The organism is Quadrisphaera granulorum (assembly GCF_003149145.1).
GTDB classification, from domain to species: domain Bacteria; phylum Actinomycetota; class Actinomycetes; order Actinomycetales; family Quadrisphaeraceae; genus Quadrisphaera; species Quadrisphaera granulorum.
Window position 1 is genome coordinate 1 of sequence record NZ_QGDQ01000038.1, and the last position, 14,814, is coordinate 14,814.

10 protein-coding genes are annotated in these 14,814 nt (G+C 71.9%); 1 reads left to right on the forward strand and 9 read right to left on the reverse strand.

Translation table 11 applies throughout. From position 1 onward, the window contains the following. Nucleotides 1-377 precede the first annotated feature (377 nt). The 5 genes from BXY45_RS24890 to BXY45_RS20600 all read right to left on the reverse strand — a co-directional run bounded on the left by BXY45_RS24890 (nt 378) and on the right by BXY45_RS20600 (nt 4,444). Nucleotides 378-740, reverse strand: coding sequence for a LysR family transcriptional regulator (locus BXY45_RS24890; RefSeq protein ID WP_109776408.1), 363 nt, complete (start codon nt 738-740; stop codon nt 378-380). Nucleotides 741-856: 116 nt separating this feature from the next. Beyond that, nucleotides 857-1,990, reverse strand: a complete 1,134-nt coding sequence (locus BXY45_RS20585; protein ID WP_170131652.1) for a PP2C family protein-serine/threonine phosphatase — start codon at nt 1,988-1,990, stop codon at nt 857-859. A 236-nt stretch (nt 1,991-2,226) separates the two neighbouring features. Then, nucleotides 2,227-3,192: an Fpg/Nei family DNA glycosylase gene (locus tag BXY45_RS20590; RefSeq protein WP_109776410.1), complete on the reverse strand. Its 966-nt coding sequence runs from the start codon at nt 3,190-3,192 to the stop codon at nt 2,227-2,229. A gap of 39 nt (nt 3,193-3,231) precedes the next feature. Then, nucleotides 3,232-3,705, reverse strand: a complete 474-nt coding sequence (locus BXY45_RS20595; RefSeq protein WP_172601978.1) for a ribose-5-phosphate isomerase — start codon at nt 3,703-3,705, stop codon at nt 3,232-3,234. A gap of 94 nt (nt 3,706-3,799) precedes the next feature. After that, on the reverse strand, nt 3,800-4,444 hold the full coding sequence (locus BXY45_RS20600) for a mycothiol-dependent nitroreductase Rv2466c family protein (RefSeq protein ID WP_109776412.1): 645 nt from the start codon (nt 4,442-4,444) through the stop codon (nt 3,800-3,802). A gap of 134 nt (nt 4,445-4,578) precedes the next feature. Between BXY45_RS20600 and pepN the strand changes: the two genes are divergently transcribed. Continuing rightward, the gene (gene pepN / locus BXY45_RS20605; protein WP_109776440.1) at nt 4,579-7,230 is read left to right on the forward strand and encodes an aminopeptidase N; all 2,652 of its coding nucleotides are present in this window, start codon (nt 4,579-4,581) and stop codon (nt 7,228-7,230) included. A 177-nt stretch (nt 7,231-7,407) separates the two neighbouring features. On the opposite strand, the gene BXY45_RS20610 is transcribed toward pepN, so the two are convergent. The 4 genes from BXY45_RS20610 to malQ form a co-directional block, all read right to left on the reverse strand. Continuing rightward, nucleotides 7,408-9,888: a transglycosylase domain-containing protein gene (locus tag BXY45_RS20610; RefSeq protein ID WP_109776413.1), complete on the reverse strand. Its 2,481-nt coding sequence runs from the start codon at nt 9,886-9,888 to the stop codon at nt 7,408-7,410. A 156-nt stretch (nt 9,889-10,044) separates the two neighbouring features. Further along, nucleotides 10,045-10,926, reverse strand: a complete 882-nt coding sequence (locus BXY45_RS20615) for an RsiV family protein (RefSeq protein ID WP_170131653.1) — start codon at nt 10,924-10,926, stop codon at nt 10,045-10,047. Nucleotides 10,927-11,152: 226 nt separating this feature from the next. After that, nucleotides 11,153-12,412, reverse strand: coding sequence for a GNAT family N-acetyltransferase (locus tag BXY45_RS20625; protein WP_109776415.1), 1,260 nt, complete (start codon nt 12,410-12,412; stop codon nt 11,153-11,155). Nucleotides 12,413-12,510: 98 nt separating this feature from the next. Continuing rightward, a complete protein-coding gene (gene malQ / locus BXY45_RS20630) occupies nt 12,511-14,802 on the reverse strand; it encodes a 4-alpha-glucanotransferase (RefSeq protein ID WP_218566955.1) in 2,292 nt (763 codons plus the stop codon). Nucleotides 14,803-14,814 lie beyond the last annotated feature (12 nt).

Here is a 14,814-nt window from a genome sequence, read left to right on the forward strand (position 1 = left end):
ACCGCTCTGGACGCTGCACCAGCAATGACGGCATGATCAGCGAAGCTGACCTCGCAAGGTGACAACGGAAGTACACCACTCCGAGGGACGTGACCCTGGCCGCGGTGGCAGCCGAAGATGCCAAGGCTGGCACGAGCTTTCGGTGGGCGGTACGGCGTAGACACCCACATCATCTGCCTGGGTTCGTGCCCGCCCACATCGACGTCACCGCAGGTCACAACCGCAGCTCACGCCCCGTATTCGTGACTTTGCCGAGGCCCTGCCTGTGCCCGACCCGCATCGGAACCATCGTCGCCGCCGCGCTCGTGGTGCTGCACCTGGAGCACCACCGCACGGTGTGACACAGCGTCACCACTCACACCACTACTGGCAAAGGCTCATTCCTTAACAGAAGAATAGACCAAGTTGGTGAGTTCCTCGGTCTCCCCTATCAACTGCGCGATCCTCGGCATCGCTCGAATGCCAGCCCGCGTTAAGGGGCAACCTCGCCTGTCACGCTGAAGGAGGCGGGCGCCTACACGGTCCTCAAGTGCCGTGATGTGCATCGAGACCGTGCTCACTGAGCAGTGCAGCTGCTGAGCAGCTTGGCTGACGGAACCCAACTGAACGACACTCAGGAAAGATCGCAGAACGACGAGGGGCAAGTCGGCGCGAGTCTCGGACGGACGGTCCCGGGGAACCGGTTGACGGGGTGGAAGCGTCGGCGGCAACGTCTCAGTCCGTGTGGCGGATCGGTTCACAACCGTTCATGCGAACACTGCGTGGTTCGATCACGCACTCCTGGCGTGATCTGAATCACACCGGCTCGGGGGGGGCGCTTGACGATCCCGCCTCGGGGAGACACCTTCCAGCATCGTCAGGCGGTGCGCCACACGAGGATGAGCGCGCGGTCGTCAGTCTCCTCCACCGCCGCCGCGTCGACCAGCCGCTCCGCGGCGCCCTCACGCCACCCGGCCCGGCAGGCCTCGCTCGCGAGCCGCAGCAGCGTCTCGGTGCCGACCGACAGGTCCTCCCCCGGCAGCTCGACCATGCCGTCGGTGCACAGGTACAGCGCCTGCCCCGGCAGCAGCCGACCCCGCACGGCGGGGAACTCGACGTCGGGCACGAGCCCGAGCGCGGGGCCGCCGTCGTCGTCGAGCAATCGCCAGGGAGAACCCGCGCCACCGGTGCCCGGCGGCGGGTGACCGGCGCAGCTGACGGTGAAGTCACCGGAGCGCAGGTCGACGGCGAGGTGGACGGCGGTCGCGAACCCCTCGGGCCAGTCCTGCCGGAGCAGGTACGCGTTGGCCGCCGGCAGGAAGCCCTCCGGCGGCATCGCGCCCAGCAGCCCCCCGAATGCCCCGGACAGCAGCAGCGCGCGGGTGCCCGCGCCCTGGCCCTTGCCGGAGACGTCGACGAGCACCACCTCGAGCAGGTCGTGCTCGTCGCGAGGGGTGCGGGTCGCCACGACGAAGTCTCCGCTGAACGAGTCTCCGTACGCGGGCCGCAGCTCGGTCTCCACGTGCCACTGGGCGGGCAGCGGCGGCACCCGCCCCTGGCTGCGGAGCCTGTCGCGCAGGTCGACGAGCATCGTGTCGCCCAGGGTCCCCTGCACACCGAGGCGCTCGCGGCTGCGCACGAACAGCGCAACGAGCACCGCCGTGGCACCCAGCAGCAGCAGGTCGCCGGGGCGCGTGCGCACCCCGCTCGCGTCCGGCACCGACACGGTCAGCGCCGCCCCGGCTGCGGCCACGAGGTACAGCAGCACCATAGTGCGCATCCGCAGGAAGAAGCCCCCGAGCAGCAGCACGAACACCATCGCGCTGGTCGGGGCCCACTGCGGCGCCATCACCCCGGTGAGGGCGACGACGACGGCGAGCGCCGTCAACCACAGCAGCAGCCATGCCTGGCGCGGCATCGTGCGGGGACGGAAGCGGGCGGCGAGCCGGCGGGAGAGGCGACGACGACGCCGGTGGACCCAGCGCGCGGCGCGGTCGAAGCGCTGGCCCACGGAACCGACCCTAGTCCGGGGCCCGGTCCCCCATCCGGGGTTCGCTGACTCCCGGCGCGCCTCCCGCCGTGAGCGGGTTGCGACGGGGCTGAGTGAGCCTCCGAACCACTCCCCCGCCGTGATCATGGACTCCCGCCACCCTCCGCAGGTGGCGGAGGCCCATGATCACGGCCAGAAAGTGGCCGAGTGCCCATGATCACGGGCGGAGGGTGGCGGACGCCCATGATCACGGGGGGTCAGGGTTTGAAGGGCGGGAGCTGCGTGCCGGGAGCCTGACAGCTGGGGCACCAGAACAGGTTGCGGGCCTCCACCACGGCGGTGGCCACGGGCGTCGCGCAGATCCGGCACGGCAACCCGGTGCGCCGGTACACGTAGTGCGAGCCGGCCTGGCCGCGGCGGACGGGCGTGCCGTCGACCTCGTCGTCGCGCTTTCCGCGGTCCACCGGGCGCGTGGTGACGATCCGACCAGACCGCACACCGGCGCGCATGAGCACGCGCAGGTCGTCCCAGACGCCCACCAGGCGCTCCGGCGCCACGTCACGGCCGGCCGCGAACGGGTCGATGCCCGCCCGGAACAGCGCCTCGGCGCGGTAGATGTTGCCGGCGCCGGCCAGCACGTCCTGATGCATGAGCAGCGCGCCGATGCTCACGCGCGAGCGCCCGGCGCGCTCCACGAAGCGCTCCGGGCCGTCGTCGGGACGCAGCGGGTCGGGGCCGAGGCGGGCGCGTAGCTCGTCGACCTCGGGGCGGACCATCACCTCGCACGCGGTGGGGCCGCGCAGGTCGGCCCAGCGCAGCGGACCGGCGCCCTCGGCGGCGTCGAGCGTGACGAGCCTCAGCCGCACCTGCCCGACGGGGGCCGGAGGCCCGGAAAGGACGTGGCCGCGAGCGCCGTCGTCGTCGTCCTCAGACTCCTCGGAGCCCCCGACGGAAGCGTCGGAGACGCCGAAGAAGACCTTCCCGTACAGACCCAGGTGCACGTGCAGCCAGCGCTGGGGCTCGCGGCGGCCGCTGACGTCCGCGCGCGAGAAGCCGACGAGCAGGTGCTTGCCGACGGCGTCGGCGCGGATGACGCGGTGACCGTCGAGCAGCGCCGCGCCGTCGGCGAAGCGGCCCTGTGGGCTGGTGGCTTCGACGACGCGGCCACCGAAGGCGTCGCGCACGGACCGGGCGAGGCGATGGAGGGTGTGACCTTCAGGCACGAGGGACGAGCCTGCCTCCCCGTGGCTGATCGCGCGCGATCAGCGCTCGGTGAGGTGCTCTGTCTCCCACGCGGTCATGGCGTCGAGGCGACGCTGGTGGCGGGGGTCGTTGCTGAACGGGGTGGCGAGGAAGGCATCGACGATGGCGGTGGCCTCCTCGAGGGAGTGCATGCGCGCACCGACGCTGACGATGTGGGCGTCGTTGTGCTGGCGGGCGAGCTGCGCCGTCTCCAGGCTCCACGCGAGCGCAGCGCGGATGCCGGGGACGCGGTTGGCGGCGAGCTGCTCGCCGTTGCCGGAGCCACCGAGCACGATGCCGAGGGCCTCGACGCCGGCGCGCACGTCAGCGCGGACGCCGAGCGCGGCGGGGATGCAGTAGGTGGGGTAGTCGTCGAGGGCGTCGTAGGCGGCGGGACCGTGGTCCACCACCTCGTGCTCGGTGCCGCTCAGGTGCTGCACGAGGTGCTGCTTGAGCTCGAAGGCGGCGTGGTCGCTGGCGATGTGGACGCGCACGGCGCTGATCCTCCCACTCCGCTGTGATCATGGGCAGTCGGCCACCCACGTGAGGTGGCCAACTGCCCATGATCACGGCCGGGAGGAGGGGCGATCAGTCGAAGATCGGGCCCTGGGTGCGGGTGCGCTTGATCTCGTAGAAGCCCGGGTAGGCGGCCACCGCGGTCACGCCGTCCCACAGCTTTCCGGCCTCCTCGCCCTTCGGGGCGGGAGTGATGACGGGACCGAAGAACGCCGGACCCGGCTCGCCGTCGGGGCCGCGGACACCGATGACAGGCGTGCCGACGTCGTCGCCGACGCGGTCGATCGCCTCGTGGTGGGAGGCCTTGAGCGCCTCGTCGTACTCCGTCGTCTCCGCGAAGCGGATGAGGTCGGCCGGCAGGCCGACGTCGGCCAGCCCACCCACCACCGCGGCGTGGAAGTCCTTCTCACCGCCGGGGTGGATTCGGGTGCCGATGGCCGTGTACAGCGGCTCGACGACCTCCTGGCCATGCAGCTCCTTCGCGGCGGTCACCACGCGCACGGGACCCCATGCGCGCTTCATCATCTCGACGTACTCCTCGGGCAGGTCGCGCCCGTCGTTGAGCACCGCGAGGCTCATCACGCGGAAGGTCACGTCGATGTCGCGGACCTTCGCGGCTTCCAGGATCCAGCGAGAGGTCATCCACGCCCAGGGGCAGATGGGGTCGAACCAGAAGTCGACGGGGCTCTTCGAGGCGCTCTGCGCTGTCTCGGTCATGCCACCGACAACACCACCGGCCCGGCTTCTCTGCCCGGCCTGCGTGCCCGGGAGCATCGGGTGGCAGCATCGGGGAGGTGCGGAGCAGCCATCACGAAGACGGCGCCGGCCAGCCGGCCGACGCCCAGCAGGGCATGAACCTCAGCAGGGCGGAGGCCTCCGAGCGCGCCGCGCTCGTCGACGTCAGCGCCTACGACGTCGAGCTGGACCTCACCACCGGCCCGACGACGTTCCGCTCGAAGACCACCGTGCGGTTCACCGCACGCGAGGGCGCCTCGACGTTCCTCGACCTGGTCGCCCCGCACGTGCACGAGGTGGTCCTCAACGGGACAGAGCTCGACCCGCGTGAGGTCGCCGACAGCGTGCGCGTGCAGCTGCACGGGCTCGCCGCGGAGAACGAGGTCGTCGTCGTCGCCGACTGCGCCTACATGAACACCGGTGAGGGTCTGCACCGCTTCGTCGACCCCGTCGACGGCGAGGTGTACCTCTACTCGCAGTTCGAGGTGGCCGACTCTCGCCGCGTCTTCGCGGTGTTCGAGCAGCCCGACCTCAAGGCCGTCTTCACGTTCACGGTGACCGCGCCCGACCACTGGACGGTCGTGTCGGTCTCCCCCACGCCTGAGCCGGCTCCTGGCCCGGCGGACGGCACAGCCACCTGGCACTTCGCGCCCACCCCGGTGCTCTCCAGCTACGTCACGGCCATCGTGGCCGGCCCGTACCACGCGGTGCGCGGCGAGCTGACCAGCAGCGACGGCCGCACCGTGCCGCTGGGCGTCTTCTGCCGCAAGAGCCTCGCCGAGTACCTCGACGCGGACGAGATCATGGACATCACCCGGGCGGGCTTCGCCTTCTACGAGGGCCTGTTCGAGATCCCCTACCCGTTCCCCAAGTACGACCAGCTCTTCGTGCCGGAGTTCAACGCCGGCGCCATGGAGAACGCCGGGGCCGTGACGTTCCTGGAGCGGTACGTCTTCAGGTCCCGCCCCACCGAGGCCGTGGTCGAGCGCCGCGCCGTGACGATCCTCCACGAGCTCGCGCACATGTGGTTCGGCGACCTCGTCACCATGCGCTGGTGGGACGACCTGTGGCTGAACGAGAGCTTCGCGGAGTACGCCTCCACGCTCGCCACCGCCGAGGCCACCCGCTGGACCGACGCCTGGACCACCTTCGCCTCCATGGAGAAGGCGTGGGCGTACCGGCAGGACCAGCTGCCCTCGACCCACCCGATCGTCGCCGACATGGTCGACCTCGAGGCGGTCGAGGTGAACTTCGACGGCATCACCTACGCCAAGGGCGCCAGCGTGCTCAAGCAGCTGGTCACCTACGTGGGCCGCGACGCGTTCTTCGAGGGTGTGCGCCGCTACCTGCGCGCCCACTCGTTCTCCAACGCGACCCTCGCCGACCTGCTGCGCGAGCTCGAGGCGACCTCCGGCCGCGACCTGGCCGCGTGGTCGAGCGTGTGGCTGGAGAAGGCGGGCGTGACCACGCTGAAGCCGGAGATCACCACCGCTGAGGACGGCTCCATCACGTCGCTGGTGGTCACGCAGACCACGCCGCCGGAGCACCCGGTGCAGCGCCCCCACCGCTTGGCCGTGGGCTTCTACGACCTCCACGTGCCGGGGTCGGGTGGTCACTCGGTGAAGGAGGACGACGACGACGACGGCGACGGCGACGCACCCGCCGCTGGCGCTGCGCCGCGCCTGGTCCGGACGGACCGGGTGGAGGTCGACGTCGACGGCGAGCGCACCGACATCACGGCGCAGCTGGGCGCCCTGGCAGGCCGGGATGCCCCCGACCTGCTGCTCCTCAACGACGACGACCTCGCCTACGCCAAGGTCCGCCTCGACCCGTCGTCGCTGGCCACGGCGGTGCAGCACCTGTCGGCCATCGACGACGCGCTGCCGCGCACGCTCGTGTGGTCGGCCGCGTGGGACATGGCCCGTGACGCCGAGATGGCTGCCCGCGACTTCGTGGACCTCATCCTCGACAACGCCGCCGTCGAGTCGACCCCGGCGACCTCCTCGGTGCTGCGCACGCTGCTGTCGCAGCTGACGACGTCCGCGCGGCTCTACACCGCGCCGGGGCACCGCGACGACGTCGTGGCCGGCGTCGCGGCGTCACTGCTCGACCTGGCGCTGGCCGCTCAGCCGGGCAGCGACGCGCAGCTGCAGCTCGCCACGGCCGCGGCGTCGTGGGCGCGGACGCCGTCCCAGCTCGACGCGGTGGCCGGGTGGCTGTCGGGCGAGGCACCCCTGGAAGGGCTGACGGTCGACACCGACCTGCGCTGGGAGCTGTTGACGGCGCTCGTCGTCGAGAAGCGCGCGGGCGAGGCGGAGATCGCAGCGGAGCTTGCCCGCGACGACACCGCCTCCGGCCGCCTGGCCGCCGCGGGCGCGCGGGCCGCGATCCCGGACCTGGGCGCCAAGCGGGCGGCGTGGTCGCAGCTGGTCACGTCGTCGGCGGAGCCGGGTCTGGCCAACGCCGAGCGTGCCGCCGTCATCGGCGGATTTGCGCGCGTCCACGACGCGTCACTGCTGGAGCCCTTCGTCGAGCCGTACTTCGCCTCGATCGAGAGCACGTGGCGGATGCGGACCAACGAGATCGCCCAGCAGGTGGTGACCGGGCTCTACCCGGTGCTGCTGGCCTCGCCCGCGCTGCTGGAGCGCACCGACGCGTGGCTCGCGTCGGCACCGGCGGACCTGCCGGCGCTGACGCGCCTCGTCAGCGAGCAGCGCGACGGCGTGGCCCGGGCCCTGCGCGCCCAGGAGCGCGACCTCCTCCGCTGACCCGCACTCCTCTTCTCGCAGCCGGGCTCCCCCCGGACGCGGAAGGGCCCCTCCCCGCACTCGCGAGGAGGGGCCCTTCCGCGTCCTTTCCCTTCCCGCACTTTCCGCGGCAAGTGCGGGAAGGGAGGGGGTCCTTGGCGCACTTTCCGCGGCAAGTGCGGGTGGGGAAGGGCGGGGTCAGCCCTGGGGGGTGCCGCCGGGGGCGGGCTGAGCGCTGCCGTCCCCGTTCCCCGCAGCGCGCTGGTCGCCCGCGGGCTGACCACCGCCGGCGGGCTGGCCGGAGCCAGCCTGCGGGGCGCTACCCCCACCCGCCTGAGCAGCGCCACCAGCGTCCTGAGAAGGCTGGTCGGTGCTCGCGCCGCCGTTGTCGCCGCTGCTCTGGCTGGGCGCCGGGCTCGACAGGGAGCTCGGCGAGGAGGTCGACGCGGGCGGAGCCGGCGGCGTGCCGATGATGCTCGCCAGCGGGGCGGTGAAGTCTTCCCGAGGAGCGCCAGCAAGCGCCTTGTCCATGTACGCCTGCCACATCGGCGCGGCGAGCGTCCCGCCGTACATCTCCGAGTACCGGTGACCGTTGATCACCGCGCCGTTCAGCGACATGCTGCCGCTGGGCACGCCGACCCACACCGCCGTCGCCAGTTGCGGCGTGTACCCGGTGAACCACGCGGCCACGGAGTTGTTCGTCGTCCCCGTCTTTCCGGCGGCTTCGCGGCCGCCCGCCAGGCCGTCACCGGCCGCCGTCCCCTGCGTCAGCACCCGCTGCAGCGCGTACGTGACGCCGTCGGCAACCTCCTGAGGGATCGCCTGCGTGCAGGTGGACGGCGGTACCGGCAGCGCCTTGCCGTCGGGGCCGGTGATCGACGTGATGGCCGTCGGGGTGCAGTACTTCCCCTCGGCGGCGAACGCCGCGTACGCGCTGGCCACCGTGAGCGGGGAGACACTGTCGATCCCGAGCGTCATCGACGGCGTCACCGTGAGGTCGGTGCTCTTCTTTCCGGTGGGGTTGTGCGTGTCGGGCTGGGCCTTGTGCATGCCGAGGGCCTGCGCGGTGGCCGCGACGTCGCACAGCGGCAGCTGGTTCTCCATGGCCGCGTAGCCGGTGTTGATGGAGTCGGCGGTGGCGTGCAGCACCGTCATCGACGACGTGCCCTCGCCGTCGCCGGCGTTCTTCGGTGCCCACGGCTTGCCCGTGTACGGCGTGCCGGCGGGTTCGCATCTGCCGTACTGCCAGCTGTCGTTGGGGAAGGTGCGCTCGCTGCCGTCGACGGTGTCGTAGAGCGAGTGCCCGGCAGCGAGCCACGTGGCCAGCACGAACGGCTTGAAGTTCGAGCCCGGCTGGAAGCCACCGGAGCCGCCGTCGGCGGCGTCGGTGCTGTAGTTGATCGATGTGTCCGTGGGCGGTGCGTCGTCGGCCGTGCTGTACGTCCGGTTCTGCGCCATCGCGACGATCTTCCCGGTGCCCGGCTGCACGGACACGATGGCGGCGCCGACCCCTGACGTCCCGGGCAGCTGCACCACGTTCCCGTTCACGATCTTGTTGTTCCGCACGGTGGAGTTGCCGGCGGGGACGGCGCTGGTGACCTCGGCCGCCGCGGCCTGTTGCGCGTGCGGGTCCAGCGTCGTGGTGATGGTGAGGCCGCCGCGGTAGAGCTGGGCGAGGCGATCAGCCCGGGTGCCGCCGAAGGCGTCGTCGTCGAGGAACTGCCCGACCACGTCGTCGCAGAAGTACGCCGCCGAGCCCGCCTGGGCGCACCCGTCGGGGGTCGGCTGCACATGGAGCATCGAGGCGATGGGGACGGCGACGGCGGCGTCGTGCTGGGCCTGCGCGATGTCGCCGAGCTGCAGCATCCTGTCGAGCACGGTGTCGCGGCGCTGCTTCGCGGCGTCGGGGTGGTTCACCGGGTCGTAGCCGGTGGGGTTCTGCACGATGCCCGCCAAGAGCGCCGCCTCGGGCAGGTCGAGCTGGGCGGCGGACTTGTCGAACCAGTGCTCGCTCGCTGCCTCGATGCCGTACTGACCGCCACCGAAGTTGGCGATGTTGAGGTAGTTCTCGAGGATCTGCTGCTTGGAGTACTTCTTGTCCGCGGCGATGGCGAGTCGCATCTCGCGCAGCTTGCGCACGATGCCGTCGATGCCGGACCTGACCGTGACCTCGTCGAAGACCTTCTGACGCTGCTCCGGGGTGGCGTTGGGAGGCAGCGCCGCGAGGGCCTGCTCCACCTGCTGGTTCTTGATCCACTGCTGGGTGAGGGTGGAGGCGCCCTGCTCGTCGCCACCGGTCAGGTCGTCGACGATGGCGCGAGCCACGCCCCGCGGGTCGACCCCGCCGTGCTCGTAGAACCGGTTGTCCTCGATGTCGATGAGGGCCTTCTGCATGACCGGCGCGACCTTGTCGAGCGGCACCGAGATCCGGTTCTCGTAGTAGAAGGTGGCCATCGGCGTGCCGTCGGCATAGAGGATGCGCGACTGCTGGCTGAGGGTCGGCTGGTCGAGCGAGGCGGGCAGGCTGTTGAGGGAGACCACCGAGTCACCGGTGGTCAGGCCGAGGCCGAGGACGGCGGGAGCGGCCAGGCCAGCCACGAGCAGGCCGGCGCTGGCGCTCACCGCGAGGAAGCCCGCCAGCAGCCGGGTAGAACGGCCGAACGAGGTGCGTAGCGGCATGCCGATGACGCTACGCAGCTCACCGTGGCGTCAGCTGAACGCTTCCTGGACGCTCGCTGTCGCCGTCGTCCTCCTCCTTCCCGCACTTTCCTCGGCAAGTGCCCAGAGAAGGGGCACCTTGGCGCACTTGCCGCGGAAAGTGCGGAAAGGGGGGCGTCAGGAGGTCGGGGCGAGAAGCGCCTGCGCGGACGGCAGGAGGTATGGCGTGACCGTCGACCACGGGATCGTGTAGCTGGGCATGCCGTGCATGCCGAGCTGGTAGTCCTGGAAGGTGAAGGTCAGGCCCTTGTCGTCGCTCTGCCATGCCGACCAGTTGGCCGTGGTCGGCGCCAGGCCGTCGGAGCCGGACGGGTCGTAGCCGTCTGCCTTGGCCTGCTCGATGACCAGCGGCGCGAACGCCGTCAGCGCCTCCTTCTGGTTCTTGAACAGGTGCTCGAGCGTGACGGGGGCGCCGCTCGCCGCGACGAGCACCACGGTGTTGTCGACGTTGGTCGGGTGCGCGGCGCCCTCGTAGAAGTCACTCATGGGGATCTCGATCTGCACGGTCCGCCCGTCGTTGGTGGTCACCGCGGCCTCGCCGTCGAGGGTGTGCTTGCTCTCCGGGTCGTCACCGTTCTGCGTCTTCGAGGCGGTGACGGCACTCTGCGCGGAGGCCTCGACACGCCGGTTCACCTCGGCCACCGCGGCACCTGAGCCGGTGAAGGTCGGCAGGGTGATGTCCCAGCTGAAGCCACCTTCGCTGCCCGACAGGTGCTTGTCGGGGCCGCGAGTGAACGGCTTGACGACCGTCACCGGAACCGCCTTGCCCGAGGCTGAGGACGACGACGACGGCTTGCTCGTCGCGTGGGCTGGCGCCGACGCGGAGGCTGTGGCGGTCTCGGTGGCGGCTGCTGACGCACCCGTCGACGCTGTCGACGACGCACCGGCCGTGTCCGTGGCGCCACCGCCGCAGGCGGCGAGAAGGAGCACCGAGGTCACGGAACCTGCGGCCAGGAGCGCGCGGGCGGTCGCGGAACCGAGGGGAAGGGGTGATCGCACGAAGGCGGACGCTAGGCCTGTCAGCTGGGAACGGACCCGCGACACGCCGCCCCCGTCCGTGATCATGGGACTTGTGCACAAACCCCACCGTGATCATGGACGTTGCGCGCAGAACGGGGCGTGATCATGGGAGTTGTGCACAACCGCGCCGACGCGATCCCCGCCCGCCGTACACAGAGTCCATGATCACGGTCAGTGGCGTGCACAACGTCCATGATCACGCGGGTTAGAAGTGGCCGATCGTGGGCCAGGACGTCGGCTGCCAGGCCAGCTGCGCCGACAGGCGCCCCACCGCCGCCGCATCCCCACGAACCCGGCCAGCGGCCGCCAGCGCTACGAGCGACGTCTCCCCGAGGTAGGCCGCGGACAGCGCGCCGACGTCGCACGTCACGTCGGCGTCCGCCGTCGTCGTCGTCACTGTCGCCAACCCATCGGCCACATCCAGCCGCCAGCGGCCCCCGGCGATGCCCAGCGCGTCGTGCACCTCCAGCACGCACGACCCCGCTGGGCCGAGCCAACCGCGAGCCTCGAGCGCCGCGGGCACGTCGAGCAGCCGCGCCCAGAGGTGGTCGCTGCCCTCACCGGCGAGCGCGTCGCGGCGGTCGGCCAGGAGCTCGGGCAGCGGGTCATCGAGTGGCCGCTCGGTGATGCGCAACCTGTCGACGATGTCCATCGACAGCAGGTGCTGCCACAGCGCAGCCTGTGCGGCGGGAGTCGCGGCGAAGACGTCGTGCACCTCGAGCGTCGTGTCATGGCGCATGGCCTGCCAGCTCTCCTGAGCCCGGTAGCGCGCGACCCCGACCGCAGCACCGGAGGCGTCGCGCGCGATCAGCGCGGGGCGGGCCGCCGTGGCGTCGTCGCCGGGTCCCGGAGCCAGACCCAGCGCCTCGTCCCAGAATCGCTCGGTGCGGAGCACCGCTCCCGGCCGGGCGGCCGCCACCGCGGCGAACAGCACGGGAGCCTCGGCGCGCAGGTCGGCGTCGTCGACCAGCTCGACGCGGATGCCCTCGGTGCCGGTGGGCACGTGGGCCAGCGACGCCGGAACGCGCACCGTCAGCGTCTGCCCAGCCACGGCCGCCCCGAAGCCGTACCGCCCGTAGATCGGCGCCTCCCCGGCCACGAGGTACGCCAGCGGCACGCCGCGCTCGCGCGCCGCACTTAGATCGGCAGTGATCATCCGGGTGAGGATCCCGCGGCGGCGATGGGTGGGCGCCACGGTCACCGTGCTGATGTGGTCCGTGAGCACACTGTGGCCAGCGCCGCCGGGCACGGGCAGCGACCACTCCCACGAGCGGTAGGTGCCGACCACACGATCGCCATCGAAGGCGCCCGTGAGCCGCTGCCCTTCCCACGTCGGCCGCCGGTGCTCGACGTGCTCGGCGGTCACCGTCTTCGGGTAGAGAAAGGTGCGGCGCGAGCAGCGCAGCCACTCCAGCTGCTCGCCCTCGGTGACCGCCCGGATCTCGACCTGCTGCTCCGAGCTCACGCCCCCACGCTAGGACGCCGCTGCCGACGACCCGCTCAGGTGTGCACAGAGTCCATGATCACGGCCCGTCGTGTGCACAACGTCCATGATCACGGAGGTTAGTCGTCGCTACGCCCGACCAGCTCGGCCAGCGAGATCACCCGCGGCCGCTCGCGCAGCTCCTCCAGCAGCACCACCTGGCCGGAGCCGTCGGTGAGCGGCACCCGCCAGTTCGGGTACTCGTCGGAGGTGCCGGGCTGGTTCTGCGTGCGGCGGTCGCCCACGGCATCCGTGAGCGCCACCCCGACGAGCTTGGCGGGCGTCGCCAGCAGGAAGGCGTGCAGCGCCTCGACCACCTCGCGCTCGGTGGGCTGCTCCCCCAGCAGCCCGAGCTCGCGCAGCTGCGCCATGACGGCGGCACGGTCGGCCTCGTCGGCGGCGCGCTCCTCGTCGATGGAGCGCGTCAGCAGGCCGAGCCGGTCGCGCAGCTCGATGTGCTCGCCCGCGAGGTAGCCGGCCGTCGGCGGCAGGTCGTGCGTGTTCACCGTGGCCAGGCACAGCTCCCGCCAGGACTGCGGCGGCAGGGGCTTGCCCTCGCCGTCCTTCTCGAACCACAGCACGGACGTGCCGAGCACGCCCCGCTCGGTGAGATACCCGCGCACCCACGGCTCGACCAGGCCGAGGTCTTCTCCGACGACGACGGCGCCGGCGCGCGCGGCCTCCAGGCAGAGGATGCCGACGAGCGCGTCGTGGTCGTAGCGGACGTAGGTGCCCATGCCGGGGCCGGAGCCGTTCGGCACCCACCAGAGGCGGAACAGGCCGAGCACGTGGTCGACGCGGACGCCGCCGGCGTGCCGCAGGATCGTGCGGACCATGTCGCGCCACGGCGCGTACCCGGCCTCGGCGAGGGCCACCGGCTGCCACGGGGGCTGCGACCAGTCCTGGCCCTGCTGGTTGAACGCGTCCGGCGGGGCGCCGACGGAGACACCGGTGGCGAGCACGTCGCGCAGCGCCCACGCGTCGGCACCGGAGGGGTGGACGCCGACGGCGAGGTCGTGCATGACCCCGAGGGCCATGCCCGCGTCGATGGCGGTGGCCTGCGCGCGGGCGAGCTGCTCGTCGCACTGCCACTGCAGCCACTCGTGGAACTCGATCATCGGCGCGAGCTCCTCGCGCAGGTGCTCCACCAGCGGCGTGCCGATGCGGGCGTCCTCCGGCCACGGGGTGCCGGGGCCGAAGTGCTCGATCATCGCGGCCCACAGCGCGTAGTCGGCAAGACCCTGGCCCTCGCGCTCCCGGAACGCGTCGAAGGCCGCCTGCCGGGCGTGGCTGCGGCCCAGCTCGAAGACCGTACGCAGCGCGGTGCGCTTGGCGGCCCACACGGCGTCACGGTCAAGCTGGCCGGGGTCGGTGTTGCGGGTCTGCAGCGGCTCGGCCTGCCACTCCACGAGGGCGTGGTCGGTGGCGGGCAGGTAGGCGAACTCGCGCACGTCCTCCACCCGCAGGTACACCGGGTTGGTGAACCGGCGGGTGGTGGGCAGGTAGGGGCTGTCCTGCATGTGTCCCACGGGCTCGGCGGCGAGCAGGGGGTTGACGAGCAGGAAGTCGGCGCCGAGGTCGCGGCCGGACCAGTCGAGCAGCTCGCTGAGGTCGGCCAGGTCTCCCAGACCCCACGAGGCGCGGCTACGCACCGAGTACAGCTGCGTCATGAAGCCCCACCGGTGCCCGGCGCCGGCCAGGTCCGCCGGGAGCTCCAGGCGGTCAGGGGTGACCACGAGCGGGGCCGACGCCTCAGCGACAGCACCGGAACCGCCGCCGGTGGTGACCGTCAGCTCGTGCCAGCCCATCGGCAGGTCGGTCGGCAGGGCGAACAGCAGCTCCTCGCGCTGCTCGCCGTCGATCTCGCGGGTGGTCACGGGCCACTCACCGCCCTCGGTACGCCGGGCGCGCTGCAGCTCGGCGGTGGCGCCGTCCTCCAGCACCACCGACACCCGCACCTGGGCGCCCTTGGCCACGTGGAGCGGCACGGTGCCGCCGTGACCGGCCCTGACGACGACGACGGGCGGCAGCACGCGGCGCCACGGCGCTAGCTCGTGGTCGGCCAGCGCCGTCGCGACGTCGTCCTCGGTGGCGCAGGAGATGCCCATGGCGGACAGCACCGCGACGATGGTCGCCCGCGAGACGGTGATGTGGCCGCCCTGCCAGTCCCAGTACTCGGTAGCCACACCGTGCGCCGTGGCGAGTTCCGCCAGACGGGACGAGGGCATCTCGGCCGGGTCGATGGGCGCCGTGGTGGGGGCGTTCTGGTGCACGGGTGAAAGGACCTCCAGGTCCGGGCCGGAGGTGGTGACGGAGACGTACCGCCCGTCGCCCTCGCTGGGGGCCAGCAGGGACTGCGGGCTGTCACTCACGCGGAGCTCCTG